The organism is Psychrobacter sp. P11G5, from assembly GCF_001593305.1.
In the GTDB taxonomy this organism is placed as follows: domain Bacteria; phylum Pseudomonadota; class Gammaproteobacteria; order Pseudomonadales; family Moraxellaceae; genus Psychrobacter.
Window position 1 is genome coordinate 1,805,099 of the sequence record NZ_CP012533.1, and the last position, 18,640, is coordinate 1,823,738.

An 18,640-nucleotide genomic window follows, 5' to 3' on the forward strand; every position below is an offset into this window, starting at 1 on the left:
AACTATTATTTCAGTTGAGCGCTTGAACGAGTGCAATAAGTGCAATAAAAACAACGATAATTTCAAGGAAGATAATTATGAGAAATTTTGAAATTGAAGAATTGACTATCACTGATATGCAGACGCATCTCAAAAATGGATCGCTAACTGTACGTGGTTTGGTTGAAGCGTACCTTGAACGAATCGAAACAATTGATAGATCTGGTCCTACTCTAAATTCTATCATTACTATTAATCCAATCGCGCTGGATGAAGCCGATCGCCTTGACTCACATTTCGCAAAGACAGGCGAATTTGTTGGTGCATTACACGGCGTGCCGGTGCTAGTAAAAGATCAGATAGAAACCAAGGATATGATGACTACCTTTGGTTCGATAGCTCAGGACGGCTATCATCCGAAGGACGATGCAACCGTTATCAAAAAGCTGAAAGCAGCAGGCGCCATTATCCTTGCCAAGACAGTATTGCCAGATTTTGCAACATCATGGTTCGGATTCTGCTCAAAACAGGGCGAAACAAAGAATCCATATGTTTTGTCACATGATCCAGGTGGCTCCAGTAGTGGCACAGCTGCTGGGATCGCTGCGAACCTAGGGCTAGTCGGAGTAGGCGAAGATACCGGTGGATCTATACGCTTGCCAGCCAGTTTTACAAATCTTGTTGGTGTCCGTGTCACACCAGGCCTGATAAGTCGTGACGGCACATCACCCCTTGTGGTGTTTCAGGACACAGCAGGACCGATGGCGCGTACTGTTACGGATGCTGCACTCCTTCTGGATGCGATGGTGGGCTATGATCCAGCCGATGAATATACTACCGCAGCGAGTATTGCCAATCATCAAGGCAGCTACGCGGATGCGATGGATATTAACAGTCTCAAAAATGCGCGTCTGGGAGTTGTGCGCAACGCTTATGGACCAAACGATAATACTGAATCGGCAGAAGTTAATCAGATTATTGACTCAGCACTTGAACAAGCAAAGAGCGCTGGCGCTGTACTAATTGACGTTGAAATTCCAGATATGATGGAACACATTACTGAAACCTCCTTGTATGGTTCACACTCGCGGCATGACATTAATGAATTTTTAGCCTCACGTGAAAACATGCCAACCAAAAGCCTTGAAGAAATCAAAGAAAACGGTACGTTCCACCCAGTGCTGGATCTTTTGATTGATATCTTTGAAGGACCGGTAAATCCAGAAGATGAGCCTGACTATTTTCGAAAGCTTGCCGCTCGTGATAAGTTCCAGCGCTTAGTTGCTGGAATCGTTGCGAAAAACAACTTGGATGCGTTAGTGTTTCCCTGCATTCAAATTCTTCCGCCATCAAAACAGGATATCCGTGACGGCAAGCATCAAGTACTAACGTTCCCAACCAATACTTTGATTGCTTCGCAGACTTGGATGCCATCGATTTGCCTACCTGCTGGATTCAGTGAAAATGGCTTACCCGTGGGTATGGAGCTGGTTGTTTTGCCATATCACGAGCCAGATTTGTTCCGACTAGGTTACGCATTTGAACAGGCCAATAATGTGCGTCGTACCCCTAAATACTTATGATTTTTTTAATTTCGAGATTCGCCTTAACGGCTAAAATTATAGGCGTTAAGGCGATAAAAATAGATACCTTTGGTGCGTGCCAGCACTTCCGCTAATGTATCACTGTTGACACCTGTATTGATAACACCCCAACCGTTGAACTCGCTAAGTATCACTGTATAAGCAGTCTCGGGATATAAAAACTAAGTTTTACTTTGCTAAGCTTCATTTCTTAACCCTCTAGCGACAACATATTCATAATAAGCTTAATCAACGTCTCTTTTTGATTGGGGTCAGATTCAGCGACCAGTAACGTTAATGCCGCAAGACCAGTATTGTTAATGACCATGTCACCCTTGTCATTGAGCAATCGATTATTACGATGCAAAAAATCCACGAACAAAAAAGCACCGCTGCGTTTATTGCCATCGGTAAATGGATGGTTCTTGACCATAAAATACAATAAGTGCGCCGCTTTACTCTCTATAGTCGGATAAGCAGGCTCGCCGAATACGGTTTGCTGTAAATTACCTAGCACACTATCCAGACCGTCACCGCGAGGCTTGGCAAATAGCTCAGTCGCCTCTCCCCTTGCTATAAGCTGTGACTTTAGATTGTTCAAATTTGCCATAGCGTCATCGGTACTAGGCAGTACCCCGCCATCCTGCCCTGCTGGATCATCGAGCAACCCTTCATCATAGCGTTGTAGCCATAAAAATGTCTGCGTATAACGGCTGATAATCTCAATCAAGCCGCGCCCTTCATCAGTATTTAGGTCAGGGCTTTTTGCTGTTTTTTCAATCAAGCGCAAAGCTTGTTGTAATTCGCTTGAGTTTTTATCAAGTCGTTGTTGATTAAGAGTGTAACCTTGTACTAAATATTCGCGTAAGCGCTGGGTTGCCCAAATGCGAAACTGGGTGCCGCGCTGTGACTTTACCCGATAGCCAACTGAGATAATAACGTCAAGATTGTAGTGCTCAACCTGATAAGTTTTACCATCTGCAGCAGTTGTCGCAAATTTTGCGACAACTGCTTCTTTATCTAACTCCCTCTCTTTAAATACATTATTAATATGCTTACCTAATGTTTTTATATCACGATCAAAAAGCGATGATAGCTGCTGTCGATTAAGCCATACACTTTCATTTTCAAGATGCACTTGGATTTCAGCTTGTCCATCCGAACTCTCATATATCTCTATGGTTGAAGTGTTGGTGTTCATAGTATCGATAATGTTCATTCTATTCCTTCTTTAATCTTCAGTTACTATACGTATTGAACTTTTGTTTACTAATATAGATAGCATAACTGTAATGTATAACACTAGATTTATTTTAAAAATCAGCTCTATATTTGTGTCTTATCGTAGCTCTGGCAACCTTAAAATATCAAACACTTATTGTGCAGTGGCTTATAGACACGGTATAGTGAATATAAGACATAGGCTATATATTGGACGTATTGCCATACCAGTCTGCCTATCATAGCCAGTCTACTTATCATAACAATAACTTTACCAAGGATGCGTGAGGTATTTATGAATAAAGAAGAGACTCAGTCCCAAGCCCAAAACCAATCTCAAAACCAAAACGACGGAAATGCTGAAAACCAAAATCAGACGCAAGCATCAACAGCTAGCAAACTTGCTATCAAGCCCAGTTCTGCAAACACTACAAAAGATGTAGCAACGGAGTCTAAAGAAAAACCAAAATGCTTCGATGAATTAAAGAGCAGTAAAGACCAGTACCGTCCGGTAGCACAGGCAGTTGGTGACTGGTTAGATGATATCAGTATTGATGGTCTCAATCATTTAAATGAGCAAGCAGAAAATATCTTTTACCGAAAAGGCGTTACTTTCACCGTCTATAGCGATGCCAAAAACATCGAACGGATGATCCCATTTGATATTATCCCACGCATCATTGCTGCAAGTGAGTGGCAACAGATTGAAGCTGGTTGTAAGCAGCGTATTACCGCTTTAAATGCTTTTTTGCACGACATTTATCACGATCAAGCTATCATGAAAGAAGGTATCGTCCCTGATGCTTATGTCTATGCTAGCGGTTGCTATGAGCCATGGATGATGGGTATTGAGCTAGATAAACCTATCTACTCACACATCAGTGGTATTGACCTTATACGTGATGAGAGCGGCCGATTTTGCGTATTGGAGGACAACCTACGCACGCCCTCTGGTGTCTCTTATATGCTTGAGAGCCGCAATATATCAGAGACACTGCTGTCCGATTTGTTTGCGCATACTCCGATTTTAGGCGTTAGCGATTACCCGCAACGCCTAAAAGCCTGTCTTGCCAGCTCAACGAGCAAATACGACCCACAAATTGTCATATTGACGCCTGGGCGCTTTAATAGTGCTTATTATGAGCATGCATTTTTGGCACATGAGATGAATGTGCCCTTAGTACATGGTTATGATTTGGTGGTTGAGGATAGCAAAGTCTATATGCAAGGCATTCGCGGTAAAGTACAAGTTGATATCATTTATCGCCGTATCGACGACCCTTATATCGACCCATTAGCATTTCGCTCAGACTCTATCTTAGGCGTGTCAGGGCTAATGAGTGCCTACCGCGCAGGCAATGTGGTGGTCGTCAATGCCCCAGGCACTGGCGTCGCTGATGACAAGAGCTTATACCCGTTCGTACCCGATATGATTGAGTTTTACCTAGGCGAGAAGCCTCTCTTGCCTAATATCGAAACCTTTCAATGCCGCAAACCTGATGAATTAGAATATGTGCTGAGCAACTTAGACAAACTGGTCGTCAAAGAAACACAAGGTTCTGGTGGTTACGGGATGCTTATTGGACCGACCTCCACCAAGCAAGAAATTAGCGACTATCGTAAGCGTCTGCTTGACAACCCTGCAGGATTTATCGCTCAGCCGACTATCTCACTGTCTACCAACCCTACCGCTGTAAGCGACGGTATCGCACCGCGTCATATTGATTTGCGCCCCTTTATCCTCAGTCATGGCGACGGTTCTGTGGACATTGTCCCTGGCGGCTTAACCCGCGTGGCAATGGTAGAAGGCTCATTAGTCGTCAACTCATCTCAAGGCGGCGGCATTAAGGATACATGGGTCATTGACGATAGCAATTTGAAATCGTCAGCCAAGCACGACGCCAATCAAACAGCTAAAGGCGATAGCCAAGCTAACGCTTATCATGCAAATTACTATAATCCTGCGCAGCCGCTCGAAGCTGGATATGAGAGCTTCGATGATGCACCTATGATATTACTCCTGTCTACCGCCAATCATCTGATCTGGCTCGGTAGATATAGCGAGCGGCTCTATTGTTACGACAATATCATGAAGCATCTGATCAAGGGCGATCTGAAAAAGTCACAACTAAAGCATTTAATTAGCTGCCTAGACTTTGAAGCTGATCCTGAGGATTCATCAAAAGCTATCACTGCGCAAATGCTACGGGACTTGGCACAAAATAAAATTCCTAACGTGGTTCAGTCTATCGAAACCAATGTACAAGAGGCCAAAGGCGTTATTGGTGAAGATGCTGCAGAGCTGTATAACTTAATCAAACGTCTATCAGGTGCAGGCACTTATCGAGCGGCCACATTGCAGCTACACGCCTGCAACGCGGCTATGGCACAAGAGCATCCAACCGTGACCTGTTTTTGGCAATTGGGACGCTTATTTGAGCGGCTCGAACGCGCAGTACTGTTAGACGAAGATGCAACAGAAATCAGTCTTGAATTTAAATATTGGATTAGTGAATTACCAGAGAATACACGCTGGCGTGAACTTACACGCTTGACCAATCAGATGATTAAGTCAAAGCAACTGTGCGACTTTAAGCTCATCAGCCGAGAGTTCAGTATTATCCTTCAGCAAGGGGTCTGATACGGCAAGCTTTTGCTTAATCACTATCATTAGCAAATGAGCGTCCAGATAATCAAGACAGTAGATAAAACAAAGGATGACGTTATGAAACTTCAAATCAGCCATCAGACCAACTACTATTATGGCGAGCTGGCCCAGCGCAGCGTACAGTATATCCGTATGACACCGATGCAACTGCCGCATCAAATCATTCATCAGTGGGATGTCATGCTACCCAAGGTTGCCACCAGTCAAAAGGACGGCTTTGGCAACGACTGGCTCACGCTTAGTCGTAACGAAGCGCATAATAATCTACAGATGCAGGCATCAGGCATCGTTGAGATTAATACCGATACTGAGCGACTAGAGGATATGGATAACGTCCCCTACCTGCTCTTTACGGTTCAAAGCCCCTTGACCAAGTGCTCAGAGGCAATGCGTACATTTGCAGCGCCTTATCTGAAAAACCCGACGCATGACAGTTTAAAAGCGATGGCGGCTGAGCTCTTAACGAAGATGCCCTATATAAAAGATACTACCCATGTTGGTACAACCGCAGCTGAAGCCTTTGCAATCGGCGCTGGCGTGTGCCAAGACCATACCCATGTGTTTGTGGGCTGCTGCCGTGATCAGCACATACCGGCGCGTTATGTATCGGGCTATTTGTATGACGATACTGAGAACCACATGGCAAGTCATGCTTGGGCTGAGGTATGGCTGGACGGCTACTGGTATACCTTTGATATCTCAAATCAGCTGTTTCAGCCAAGCTCTCATGTATATATCGCTATTGGTCGCGATTACTTAGACGCAGCTCCTGTGCGCGGTGTACGCATGGGTGGCGGTTATGAGAATCTATACAGTCAAGTACTAGTAACACGCTTATCGTAGCGGCAGATTTTATTCAATTTATATTTATTAGGAATATCTCATGACTTATTGTGCGGCTATCCGCCTCAAAGAAGGGATGGTTTTTGCCAGTGACACCCGTACCAATGCAGGCGTGGACCACATATCAACCTTTAGAAAGCTGTATCAATATGGCGTTGAGAGTGAGCGTTTTATGGTGCTACAAACAGCTGGTAGCCTTGCGACCTCGCAGGCTGTATTCAACAAATTACAGAGCGATATTAATTTGCGCTCCGAGCACAGCTTACATGCTGTCTCTTCATTATTTGACGGCGCGCAAATGGTTGGTGAGTGTATGCGTAACGTCATGACCAATGCACAAAGAGTTGCTAATGATAATAGTAGCGGCACTTTTACCAGCTCGTTTTTATTAGGTGGTCAAATAAAGGGGCAACCGCCCGAGCTATATATGATTTATCCTGAAGGCAACTGTATTAGAGCCACTCAAGATACGCCATTTTTCCAGCTTGGTGAAAGCAAATATGGCAAACCCATCCTTGATCGATCAGTGAAATACGATACTGGGGTTAATCATGCTGCTCAAGCATTAATGCTGTCGTTTGATTCAACCATTCACTCCAACCTGTCTGTCGGTATGCCAATAGACTTTGTGATTTACCAAAATGATAGTCTCACGCTACCAAAAGGTCGCCGTATCGAGGAAGACGACGAATACTTTAAAACCATTAGTCGCCAGTGGTTAGAAGCGCTGCGTAATACGTTAGTTGAATTACCTGCCTGCCCTGATAATTATTGGGAGTAAAGGGCTTTCTCAATGTTGAGCTTGATTTGATTGAAGTTACTCTGGAAACTCTCACTACATCAATAAAAAAGGCGCAGTTCGGCTGGTCTTTGATTTTGCCACTTCATCAGGTGTGCCTTGAGCGACTATCTGTCCGCCCTCATCCCCTGCCCCTGGCCCGATATCAATAATCCAGTCGCTATTACTGGCCACTTGCATATCGTGCTCAACCATAATGACCGTATTACCTGCATCGACGAGTCCATTTAATTGTGTCATCAGCATCGATACGTCTGCTGGATGGAGACCAGTGGTCGGTTCATCCAGTATATAGAGTGTATCGCCTCGTTGCGTACGCTGCAGCTCAGTTGCTAGCTTAATGCGCTGGGCTTCACCACCTGATAGCTCAGTCGCCGGCTGACCCAAACGCAGATAACCGAGCCCGACTTGGAGTAATGCAGCTAGTGCACGCAAAATAGACGCCTCATCGGCAAAGAACTCATAAGCCGCTTCCACCGTTAAATTTAACACTTCAGCGATGTTTTTATCTCGATACGTGATTTCAAGCGTGTCATCATCATAGCGTTGACCATGACAAACTTGGCAAGGTGCGTAGACACTAGGCAGGAACAACAGCTCAACGCTGACAAAACCTAAACCTTCACAATTGGGGCAACGGCCTTTGACCGTGTTAAATGAAAAGCGACCCGCATCATAACCGCGCGCTTTTGCCTGCTCAGTTGCCGCGAATAATTTACGGACATTATCAAAGAGGCCAGTATAGGTCGCAAGGTTTGAGCGCGGTGTACGACCAATGGCTTTTTGATTGATATTAATAAGACGACTGACTTTGTCCATGCCAGCAATGATTTTGCCATTCGTTACCGTCTCAAACTCTTGCTCAAGCAGATCCGCTTCGCCCGTTGGAGCATCCACGTGCGCTTTTTGTCCTAAAGCCTCATTGACCAGCTCAACCAACGCCTGACTCACAAGACTTGATTTACCCGAGCCAGATACGCCAGTGACGCTAGTCATAACGCCTAGCGGAAACTTAACGCTTAACCCTTGGATATTATTGCGTTCAACATCAGCCAGCTTTAGCCACGCTGTTGGCTGTCTTAGTAACGGTGTAGATAGCTGATTTGTCGTTGAATCCCCCAAATCAGTATCAGTATCAGTAAATAGATATTGAGCCGTTTGTGAGTGAGCGACATTACGCAACCCCTCTATAGGACCGCTGTATACAATCTCACCACCATGCGTGCCAGCCTTTGGCCCAACATCTACTACCCAATCAGCATGCCGGATGACACTGACATCGTGTTCAACGACAAACACTGAATTACCAGCGGCGATGAGTTCATCCAATGCCCTCAATAGCGCCTGTGTATCAGCAGGATGCAAACCCGCGGATGGCTCATCAAGTACATATACCACGCCAAACAGCTGCGAGCGTATTTGGGTCGCCAGACGCAAGCGTTGTAGCTCACCTGGCGACAAAGTCGGTGTCGTACGTTCAAGTGATAAGTAGCCCAATCCCAGTCTCGTTAATGCCTCGACACGAGTGAGAATATCACTGGCGATACGCTGAGCAACAATGGCTTTTTCGCGGTTTGGTGTCTCATTAACGACCTTGGTGCGAGCCGTCTTTTCAAGTTTAAGCGCTAGCTCGGTTAAAGTTAGTTGCGATAGCTCACCAATATCCAGACCTGCAAACTTAACCGATAGAGACTCTTTTTTTAGCTTCTTCCCATGGCACTCAGGACACTCAGATATTTGCATAAATTGCGAAACGCGCTTTTTGGTGCGCGGGCTTTGGGTATTGGCAAACGAGTGTAATATGAAGTTTTTTGCACTGGTAAAGGTGCCCATATAGTTTGGCTTTTCACCGTTCTCTATCGCTGCACGAGTTTGCTCAATATTATATTCAGGATAGACAGGCATCGTTGGCGTCTCATCGGTAAATAAAATCCAGTCGCGAGTTTTCTTTGGTAGTTTATTCCAAGGGGTGTCGATATCGTAGCCAAGCGTCGTCAATATACGACTGAGGTTTTGACCTTGCCAAGCTGGCGGCCATGCAGAAATAGCACGCTCACGAATGCTCTTAGTCGCATCAGGCACCATCAGCTCTTCGGTGACTTCAAACACACGACCAATACCCGAGCACGTTGGGCACGCCCCTTCTGGCGTATTAGGCGAAAACGCATCGGCGTATAGTATCTCTTGATCTGCTGGGTACTCGCCAGCTCGTGAGTACAGCATACGCAGGCCGTTCGATACGGTCGTGACACTACCAACGGATGAGCGTACGGACGGCGTACCTCGTTGCTGCTGTAATGCAACCGCAGGTGGCAACCCTTCTATCGCATCGACATCCGGCTCATCAACTTGATCTATCAAACGCCGCGCATAAGGCGACACAGAATCAAGATAACGGCGTTGTGACTCAGCAAATAAAGTGCCAAAGGCTAAGGATGATTTACCGGAACCTGATATCCCCGTAAAGACTACTAGCACATTACGCGGTAAATCAACATTGATGTTTTTTAAATTATGGACACGGGCGCCTCTGACTTTAATTTGATTCTGATTATGCACATGACTGTTAAAACTGTCGGAAATTTTATTTTTATTAGAATTAGCCATAAAGTTATCATTCCTCGCAAATCGTTTTTCTCATAAGAGACGTAGTGAGATATCTATAAATACAGACAGATACCTATTTGAAGAAAGGTTAACACGTACCTATCGATAGCTATGGATAGGCTTACGTATTAATAGCATAGATAGACAAAACGATAACTTAAACAATCAGCAGTTGTTAGTAGCGCTCGGTAATTAATGAGCCAAAAAAAGACCGCCTAAAGGCGGGTCTTGTTTTCTATAAGTAATCTAATATCCGAAATAGGAAAACACTCTCACCCCACCACCAGCCGCATCATCTGCGTACTGATATAGCCGCCAAAGGTTCCAACCGCATAGCCAAGAATACCCAAGAACACCCCAACTGGCGCAAGCGATGGATGAAATGCCGTAGCGACAATCGGTGCTGAGGACGCGCCGCCAGTATTGGCATTGGAGCCGACTGCTAAAAAGAAAAATGGCGCACGAATGAGTCTAGCGACCGCAAAAATAATCACGACGTGAATACTCATCCATAGTAGACCAATGAGCAATAAACGCCATTGTGAGACGATGCCGGCTAGATTGATTTGCATACCGATAGCAGCAATTAATACAAAGATAAATACCGTACCGATTTTTGATGCCCCAACATGGTCGAGCCTGCGGACCTTGGTAAAAGAAAAGATGACACCTATCAAGGTAATAATGACCACCATCCAAAAGAATGAGCTGGCAAAGCTGTATTGTACCGCCCAACTATAGGGCGCAAAGAAGCCTGCTATCTGCCCGCCGATAAAGTGTGCCACCCCTACCATGGCAAAGCATAAGCCGAACATTACCATTAAGTCATTCAGTGTCGCTGGACGTGCATGATCGCGCTCATAGCTCTCAACCGCTGCGATGACTTTATCAATACTACTACTATCAGCCCTTAATAGACGATCTATCTTATCGCTGTGCTTGGCCATGACCAAGATAGCCAATAGCCATAATGAAGCATTGGTCGTATCAACCAAGATCATCATCCCAAATAAGTCATCGCTGACACCAAACAGCTCCTTCATTGCTGCCTGGTTAGCCGCACCGCCAATCCAGCTACCCGCCACTGCTGAAAATCCGCGCCACAGGGTATCATCGGTAAACATACTGGGCGATATCCACTTAGCCACACCTAAGCTAATCGGACCACTGATAACAATGGCAATACTGGCTGCAAAAAACATAGCAATTGCTTTCCAGCCCAGTCCTAGTATCTTAGGGACATCCATCGACAAGGTCATCAATAGCAAACTTGCTGGCAACAAGTAGGTAGCCGTAAAACCATAAATCTGCGAGCCAATACCATCAGCGAAAACGCCTAAGCTATTCAGCGTCGCCGGTATAAAGCAGCATAGTACGATACCCGGCAATACGGCATAAAAGCGTCGCCAAAATTTACCAGGCAGCCCTTGGGTATAAAATACTAAGCCGATAATTGCCATGATGATGCCAAACGCTAATGGCAGACTATCAATTGCTAAACTTGAGATGGCGGGCATTAAAAGGCTCCGGAGTGTGCTAGTTAGTCAAAGTTCGTCAGTATAGACAAGGCGAAAAACAGGTGCAAGCTGGTATTTATTTAGGGTGTGCTGAACACTCCTTAATATCCACCTAAATATACCAGTAAGCAAACGCAAAAAAGCCAGATAAAAAGTATCTGGCTCATTAAAAAACATCAAACTATTTTAGAAGGCTATAGTTCTATCAGGTAAGTAACGATTATATTCTTTTGAACAAAGCGGAGCGACTTGATTCCTCACTGCCATCAGCCGCAGTCAAAAAGCGTTCCATATGAATATCGCGTTCGAATAGTCGTGCTTGCATCAGCGTAGTAATAGTAGAGTCTATCATTGGCGGTGGTCCACACAGATAAGCCTTGTGCCCTGAGCACTTACCATCAAAGTGCTGGTTAACCGCATCATTTACATAGCCTTTGAACCCCGTCCACTCTCCCAGTGTATCTTCAGCACTTAAAGCTGGAATATAGTGAAAATTTTCATTATCTTTTGCTAATTGTTCAAATTTCTCTCGATGGTATAGTTCAGGGATATTCCTTGCTCCCTGAAACAAATAAATCTGCCGCCTATCGCCCTGCTCCAAAAGATCTAAAATCATAGATTCAGGACTAGATAATCCAGACCCGCCAGCCACAAAAATCACATCTTGGTTATCGCTGTTTCGGACAAAAAACTGACCATAAGGACCTGATAAAGAAATTTCATCACCGACAGACAGGTCATTATGTAGCCAAGATGTACCTTTTCCATCAGGTACCAATCGTACATGTAGCTCAATTACATTCGGTTGCGATGGAGGATTAGCAATAGAAAAAGCTCGAGTACCAACATCAGGGATGTCCAGATTGATATACTGACCTGCTTGAAACTGTATATCTTCATCCAACTGCAAGCGAACGCCCAATATAGTAGGTGATAACGAATTCCTCTCAATGACCGTTGCCGTATAGTCTTGCACAGGATATCCTAAAAAATCAGGATCGACATCGATATCGGCCTCAATCACCAAATCAGATTCAGGATAACAGCAACAAGCCAGCACTTTGCCCTCGTCACGCTCAACTTCCATGAGTGCAAAGGTAGACGCCTCTCCAAGGTCAACAAAACCCTCAAGTACCTGAACTTTACAAGTCCCACAAGTGCCATGACCACAAGCAAAAGGTAACCACACTCCTTGTCGCAAAGCGGCCTGTAATAATGTTTGACCGTCTTCAACTTCTATAACATCGCCAGTCGGCTCAATAGTCACTTCATAAGACATAGCGCTCTCCATTGCAGTATTTGTTAAAAACCATTATCAGGGTTATTGTTAATTGACTTTTCCTAAGCCAATTTATACACCAGTCCCTCTCCAACCATTTAAACCCGGTGTTTTAAAGCGTAACAATGACTTATGATCAAAGCCAATCTCTGCTAGTGTTTGCTCATCCGACGGTGTGACCATCTCTCCATTTAAATTCCATTGCACCTCATCCCATTTGATATGTTCAAAGTCAGGATGCTGATCAAAACCTTCAGTCAGAACACCAGCCTTGAAATCTTTAAAGGTCATGGTTGGCGGTAATGGAAAAGACTTGGCAGAACAGAACAGCAAATGCTCATCCCAACCGATAAAGACTAAAATATTACCACCAAAGTTGGCTTGTTTATCCATAACGTCACCCGTGTACTCAGGGCGGATTGCTTGAACTGCCATAAAAATCTCCTTATCAATATTTTTTGGTTAAATTAAGCCACACCTTTCCATTTTTTCCAGTTAGCTTCATCAACAGAACCTTTAAAATCCATATTGTCGGCACCGATATTCATGCGATAGTATTCAGTGAGAATATCGTCCAGCTCTGGGCCACCGCAGTTGCCTTGCAAGATTTGATGTACGGGTAGCCATGCCTGTACGTATTTTTCAGGTTCATCATTGAAAATATCTTGACAGCCGTCTGAACACATGTGGTAACGCTCGTCGTTATAGACAGTACTGCGATAACTGAACTGACCTGGATCATCATTCATCTCCGTAAAGGTCATTGGCACTTGGCAAATCTGACATAACTGCGGCAAGCCTTTGCTATAAAAGCGTTTGCCTTCTGCTTCAAGTTTTTTGGCCAGCTCCCAACGAGGGCGATAATACTTGTCAAAAGTATCTGGATATTTTTCACTGAGCCAATTAAGTTCTTCATCGGTTGGGATCCAAGTATGGAATCCAGAAGCATGACCAAAGTTATAAAATATCCACCAAGCCTGATGCGATATGTGTTCTTTTTCCTTTTCAATCACTTCGACATATTTTGGTGGGCGGATACCGTAGCGAGCTAAATCATCGAATAACGCCCCGCCAGCATCTTCAAAGTAGACCTCCCAAGCCTCTTTCCATGACATAACTTTGTTTGGCAGCATATAATCCATCATCATGCCAACGATGGACAGTAGACGCGTGCCACGCCAAAACCACTTATCAATCCACTTTTGCACGATAGGAAGGTTATCTTCGTGCTGCTCAAGTAAAAACTTGATGATTTCAAGTCCAAGCGTCATATGACGTGCTTCATCTGATTGAGCACTAAAACCAAAAGTCACCGTTGCCATGTCGCCGTTGTGCGCAGCTCCAGACATAAAAGGTACAAACAGTAAATTAGTGAGTACGTATTCAAACGAGAACGAAATCGCAAGTAAAAACTCAAAAGGCCCTGCTGAGCGCGCATCTTCAAAAAACGACTTGGGAACAGATAGATACCAGACACGGTCATGCATATGACTCCAGTCTTGGAAACCGTTAAAGTACTTATTAAAATGGCTCATGGCATGAATCTGAGTTTGGACATGACGTAGCTCATCAATAGACTGCATTTGACAGGCGATACGTGCACCAATACCACTAAACTGACGACCAACGTTAGCGTAGCCTTGGTATGCTTGATACTCTAGTGGCGTAACGGCTGTCAAAAATAGCTTGATGGCATTCAAATAGCGAGGATCTGAGATATTCATTTGACCGTTGTTTTGAGAAAAAGCATCAAAAATAGCATATAGCTTTTTTTCCTTTTCAGCTTGATACTTCCAATAAGTATCCATCGTCAAACGGAAAGGATCTTCCCATTTTGACCAGTCTGTAATTTTTATACCTTCAAAATCTTCGTGAGGAAAAGCTTCTTTTCTGTCTTCGTATGAAAAGTCCCAGTCAAGATCACGGGTTAAGAGACGGTATTTCTCTTTTAGGTTGAGCTTTTTGGCGTTTTTTGTAGTAGTCATGGTCTGCTCCTTGTTAGATACGGGATTATCAATCCTTGATAATATTTTGATTTTAGGTATTACTGATGCCAACTTAAGGTCAGCGAGTCTTCTTCTTCTTCGACATTACCGCCTAATGTTACTAAGCTTAACTGTAGCTCTTGAATCTCCCACTCACGACCAAGTTTTTCTTCGACTGTCGCGCGGTTAACAACAAGCTCGTTCTCACACTCCATACGAATCATAGCTGGCTGGTAAATGACAGTGACTTTCGGGTTGTCTTCTTCTACTGCTTGGACGATATAGCGTGACATATCGTTGTCTTGCAGCGCTAGATATACTTTTGACATAACAGTTCCTTAAATGATGAAATATAACTTAGTGTATTTAGATAAATTTATGCTGCTGTTACAGTACTTAACCCTACGGTCTTACAGCGTTTGGCCAATTGGGCTTGAATATCTGCTACCACAATTACCGCTTGCTCTGCACCGGACAGCTTCTCAATCAAAGGCTGATACGCTACTAATACTTTATCCAACCATTTATCCAGCCATTGCTGGCAGTGCGCTTTATTATCTTCACTCTCAGCCACGATGATTTTGATGACACTATTACTCCAGCCTGTCAGGTCTTTGAAGCAATCTTGCATAAACTCAGTAAGCATCGCGATATCGCGACCATTATGCTCGACTAACCAATTATCCAAGTGCTGATAATGGACGACATGAATAACGGTATCCATAACAAGAGACTGCGCAATAAACAGCTCAAACCAATCTTTTACCACTAATGTATTCTCACAAAGCGCACGAACACCTTGCCACGCCGTATCGTTCATCCAATACGCTTTGCCTTGCTGCAATGAATCGCTAGAGTTGCCATCGATTAACAGCCCAATTCGCGATAAATATTGCGCCATACCTAGTCTGTCCATACCTGCATATAAACAAGCTTGGGTAATAGCAGTACCATAACCATAAGCTGCGCCGTACATAAAGTTTAGATTGGCCGTTTGCTCAACGTGGCGTAGCGGTATCAAACCAAACGTAACGGTTTCTAGCACTTCTTCACTTAGATTGTTCAAAAGATCGCGTTTTTCAAAAAATTTATAATTGCTTTCTGCTGTATCTTGCAGGCGGGCACGGTTTTGAACATAAGCCCCATAGTAAAACTGGCGTGGATCTTTTAAGTCATACCAATCCGTCATTTGAATGACAGAGTAAGTTTTGTCATTCAGAGTCTTATCAGGATTCCAAAGGGGCTTATAATGAAAGTTTGTGGTCCCCTGAGCGTCATAAGTCGCTTCTTGATAACGAGTAGCAGGCTTCTCACCAAATCTCCGAGAGATATTAGCAAAGGTATGACGAATGGGTTCAAGGCTGGAGGTTTTGATTTCTAAAGACATATTCAGTTATCCTTAATAAATATAAATAGAATCATACGGGTAATTGGGGTGATGGTTATTGCCATTATGACTAGGAGCTTCTAGCTTCAGAATGGTTATTACCTACTAACGTAGACTTGGTGCCATAACGCCATTTGTCCTCCTCTTCATCATTGAAATGCATTTGTTCAGCTGTCATGGTGATGACATTATTGTTGACACAAAATGCTGCAAAACTTGCGGGAGGTAGCACCAGTTCAACGAACAAACTTGAATCTCCAATCGCGAAGTCAAACATGACAAATTTGGCATCCGGTGCACTTCTGACCCGAACATACTTAGGGAGATCATTAAAAGATGGGGGATTTGATTGAGGGGTGTGTGAATTCATCCTAAATTCCTTATTTGGCGTCCTGCCATTGTGTTCAAGTGATTTACTATTAAAGTGACTTACTACTATGATCAGTGAAAGCAATTACCTCAAAGACCTTTCATTGCTAATTTAGACATTACAAGTTGCATGCCAACCACGATTCTTATTTTTTAAGTTACTGAATTTAAAAGTATTTAATTTTTATTTTCAGATATTTTCTATTTAAAAACGTTTTTATTATCATCATTAATTCAGCATTTGCTGAAAATTTATTCTTGGTTTTCATGAAATAATGAAGTCATTTCGCTAACTACGCAGGGTTGTAATGCATCTGATTGCAGAGCAAGCAATATATTTGGATTAAGGTAATTGCGTGATTTGAGTATATGTGTGATTATAAATAGCAACGAATATTCGTCTAAGGATAGACATCACCCAGCCACTGGCAAGGATTGCGTCTGACATGTCAAAGCACTCTCATAGTAATAATTATCAAACCTCTGAAAACCCCAACATTCTCACCCCCTCGCCTATATCACATAGGTCACATAGCCATTCTCTACTTGAGCCGTTGGAGAAAAATGAACAACAAAGCGTAAAAGAACAGGATTTCTCTAAAAGCATTGAAGACTTATTAACCCATCTTGAATTCGATGTGCATGCAGGCAAAATATGGTTTGGTGGTCAACGTATGCTACTCAATCATGCCCATGCATTATGGCGTCTGCGCGAAGAGCTGAACCTGACGCTTGGCTCTGATATCACACAGCGGCTTTTTTTTCGTTATGGGTACTTTGCTGGCGTGGAAGATGCTGAAATCAGTAAAAAACTACGCCCAGATGGTAGCTGGAAAGAAGTCTTCCTCTCTGGACCACAATTGCACACCATTCGTGGCATGGTAAAAGTCGTCCCTGATGAGATGACTGTCGATTTTGATAGTGGTAAATTTTTTGCAAGCTTTGATTGGTATAACTCATTTGAAGTGGCTTATCATAAAAAGTTCAATGGTCTATCAGAGACGCCCGTATGTTTTAGCTCGCTTGGTTATGCTAGCGGTTATACCAGCTATTTTTTCGGACGGCAGATCGCTTTTAAAGAAGTGCAATGCGCAGCGATGGGGTTTGATCATTGCCGTATAGAAGGTAGACCATTAGAAGAATGGGAGGAAGATACTGATTTGCAAAAGTTTTTTAATACTGAGCGTCTAAACACTGAGTTGTTTGAGCGTCGAAGTAATTTTGATGAAGTTAAAAGACAAAACCCTAATACACGAATAAAGCCTGAAGGTTTTTTTTCTGCCATTGGTGAGTCACCCTCTTTTAAGAAAGCGACCGCGTTGACAAGAAAGGTAGCTAAGACTAAAGCGACGGTATTATTACAAGGAGAAACTGGCGTTGGTAAAGAAGTTTTTGCCCAAGCGCTCCACGAAGCCAGTGATCGCAATGAAAACCCATTTATCGCCATAAACTGTGCTAGCATTCCTACAGATCTCGTCGAATCTGAGCTCTTCGGAGTTGAAAAAGGCGCATTTACTGGCGCTGTGCAAACTCGGCAAGGTAAGATTGAAGTGGCAAGTTCAGGGACACTATTTTTAGACGAGGTGGTTGAGCTTTCTCATCGGGCGCAGGCAGCTTTATTAAGGGTGTTGCAAGAAGGTGTGCTCAATCGTGTAGGTAGTCATATTAACATCTCAGTTGATGTCCGAGTGATTGTGGCAACTAATGAAGATTTACAGACAGCGGTTACTCAAGGTAGGTTTCGCCAAGACTTATATTATCGTTTAAGTACTTTTCCCATTCATATCCCGCCCCTACGCGAGCGTAAGCAAGACATTTTGTTATTAGCCAAATTCTTTTTGCAAAAATATGCCGCGATGTACAACAAGAACATTCAAGGTTTTACCGATCAGGCGCGTGAATACCTCAATCTACACACATGGCCGGGCAACGTTCGTGAGCTCCAAAACGTCACTGAGCGTGCAGTCATTCTTAATGAAGATCACCACTTAATCGATGCAGCTGATTTATTATTATCTAATATACAAGACAGACATAAACAAAACTCACAAAAACTCAAAATATCTGCCGATAGTGGTAGCTTACAGCTCGCTGATGACAGCAGGGTTAATGAGGCGCTTGAAACCTTATTCCATGAAGGTTTCGATTTAGAAAATTTCAACGATAAGCTTATTCATGCAGCTTTGAATCAATGCGAGGGTAATGTATCTAAAGCCGCCCGCTTGCTGAATATTAGCCGTGCCAAACTTGACTACCGACTCAGCAAGTCTAGTGATAATAGGACGCCTTAATATAATATTATAAATAAGTAAAACCAGACGAACACAAAAAAGCCAGATAACGAGTATCTGGCTTTTTGATATTCTATAAATAACGTTGTTTTACGCTGTTAAATCAAACCCA

At 43.6% G+C, this 18,640-nt stretch carries 14 protein-coding genes; 5 read left to right on the forward strand and 9 right to left on the reverse strand.

The window, feature by feature from the left end; genetic code table 11:
• The first annotated feature begins 77 nt into the window (after positions 1–77).
• Positions 78–1,562, forward strand: coding sequence for an amidase family protein (locus tag AK825_RS07375; RefSeq protein ID WP_203226464.1), 1,485 nt, complete (start codon positions 78–80; stop codon positions 1,560–1,562).
• Positions 1,563–1,773: 211 nt separating this feature from the next.
• Here the strand turns inward: AK825_RS07375 and rhuM are convergent, their stop codons facing one another.
• The gene (gene rhuM / locus AK825_RS07380; protein ID WP_264753618.1) at positions 1,774–2,781 is read right to left on the reverse strand and encodes a RhuM family protein; all 1,008 of its coding nucleotides are present in this window, start codon (positions 2,779–2,781) and stop codon (positions 1,774–1,776) included.
• A 297-nt stretch (positions 2,782–3,078) separates the two neighbouring features.
• Between rhuM and AK825_RS07385 the strand changes: the two genes are divergently transcribed.
• The 3 genes from AK825_RS07385 (at position 3,079) to AK825_RS07395 (ending at position 7,075) form a co-directional block, all read left to right on the forward strand.
• Positions 3,079–5,424 carry a circularly permuted type 2 ATP-grasp protein gene (locus AK825_RS07385; protein WP_082787200.1) on the forward strand — a complete coding sequence of 782 codons (2,346 nt, stop codon included), beginning with the start codon at positions 3,079–3,081 and terminating at the stop codon, positions 5,422–5,424.
• Positions 5,425–5,508: 84 nt separating this feature from the next.
• Complete coding sequence (locus AK825_RS07390; protein WP_068035885.1) at positions 5,509–6,294, forward strand: transglutaminase family protein; 786 nt, start codon at positions 5,509–5,511, stop codon at positions 6,292–6,294.
• Positions 6,295–6,334: 40 nt separating this feature from the next.
• Positions 6,335–7,075 (forward strand): peptidase, encoded by a 741-nt coding sequence (locus tag AK825_RS07395; protein ID WP_068035887.1) that lies wholly within the window; start codon positions 6,335–6,337, stop codon positions 7,073–7,075.
• A 54-nt stretch (positions 7,076–7,129) separates the two neighbouring features.
• Here AK825_RS07395 and uvrA read toward each other — a convergent pair whose 3' ends face one another.
• The 8 genes from uvrA to AK825_RS07435 form a co-directional block, all read right to left on the reverse strand.
• Positions 7,130–9,700 (reverse strand): excinuclease ABC subunit UvrA, encoded by a 2,571-nt coding sequence (gene uvrA, locus AK825_RS07400; RefSeq protein ID WP_068035889.1) that lies wholly within the window; start codon positions 9,698–9,700, stop codon positions 7,130–7,132.
• Between the two features lie 272 nt (positions 9,701–9,972).
• Positions 9,973–11,217, reverse strand: a complete 1,245-nt coding sequence (locus tag AK825_RS07405) for a DUF819 family protein (protein WP_068035891.1) — start codon at positions 11,215–11,217, stop codon at positions 9,973–9,975.
• 220 nt (positions 11,218–11,437) lie between these two features.
• A complete protein-coding gene (locus AK825_RS07410) occupies positions 11,438–12,496 on the reverse strand; it encodes a 2Fe-2S iron-sulfur cluster binding domain-containing protein (RefSeq protein ID WP_068035893.1) in 1,059 nt (352 codons plus the stop codon).
• Between the two features lie 72 nt (positions 12,497–12,568).
• Positions 12,569–12,931 (reverse strand): phenol hydroxylase subunit P4, encoded by a 363-nt coding sequence (locus tag AK825_RS07415; protein ID WP_068035895.1) that lies wholly within the window; start codon positions 12,929–12,931, stop codon positions 12,569–12,571.
• A 32-nt stretch (positions 12,932–12,963) separates the two neighbouring features.
• The gene (locus tag AK825_RS07420; protein WP_068035897.1) at positions 12,964–14,481 is read right to left on the reverse strand and encodes an aromatic/alkene/methane monooxygenase hydroxylase/oxygenase subunit alpha; all 1,518 of its coding nucleotides are present in this window, start codon (positions 14,479–14,481) and stop codon (positions 12,964–12,966) included.
• A gap of 59 nt (positions 14,482–14,540) precedes the next feature.
• Positions 14,541–14,810, reverse strand: a complete 270-nt coding sequence (locus AK825_RS07425; RefSeq protein WP_068035900.1) for an MmoB/DmpM family protein — start codon at positions 14,808–14,810, stop codon at positions 14,541–14,543.
• A gap of 47 nt (positions 14,811–14,857) precedes the next feature.
• The gene (locus AK825_RS07430; protein ID WP_068035901.1) at positions 14,858–15,868 is read right to left on the reverse strand and encodes an aromatic/alkene monooxygenase hydroxylase subunit beta; all 1,011 of its coding nucleotides are present in this window, start codon (positions 15,866–15,868) and stop codon (positions 14,858–14,860) included.
• Positions 15,869–15,938: 70 nt separating this feature from the next.
• Positions 15,939–16,238, reverse strand: coding sequence for a phenol hydroxylase subunit (locus tag AK825_RS07435; RefSeq protein ID WP_068035903.1), 300 nt, complete (start codon positions 16,236–16,238; stop codon positions 15,939–15,941).
• Positions 16,239–16,683: 445 nt separating this feature from the next.
• Here AK825_RS07435 and AK825_RS07440 point away from each other — a divergent pair, with 445 nt between their 5' ends.
• Positions 16,684–18,528, forward strand: a complete 1,845-nt coding sequence (locus AK825_RS07440; protein ID WP_082787201.1) for a sigma-54-dependent Fis family transcriptional regulator — start codon at positions 16,684–16,686, stop codon at positions 18,526–18,528.
• The last annotated feature ends 112 nt before the right edge of the window (positions 18,529–18,640 follow it).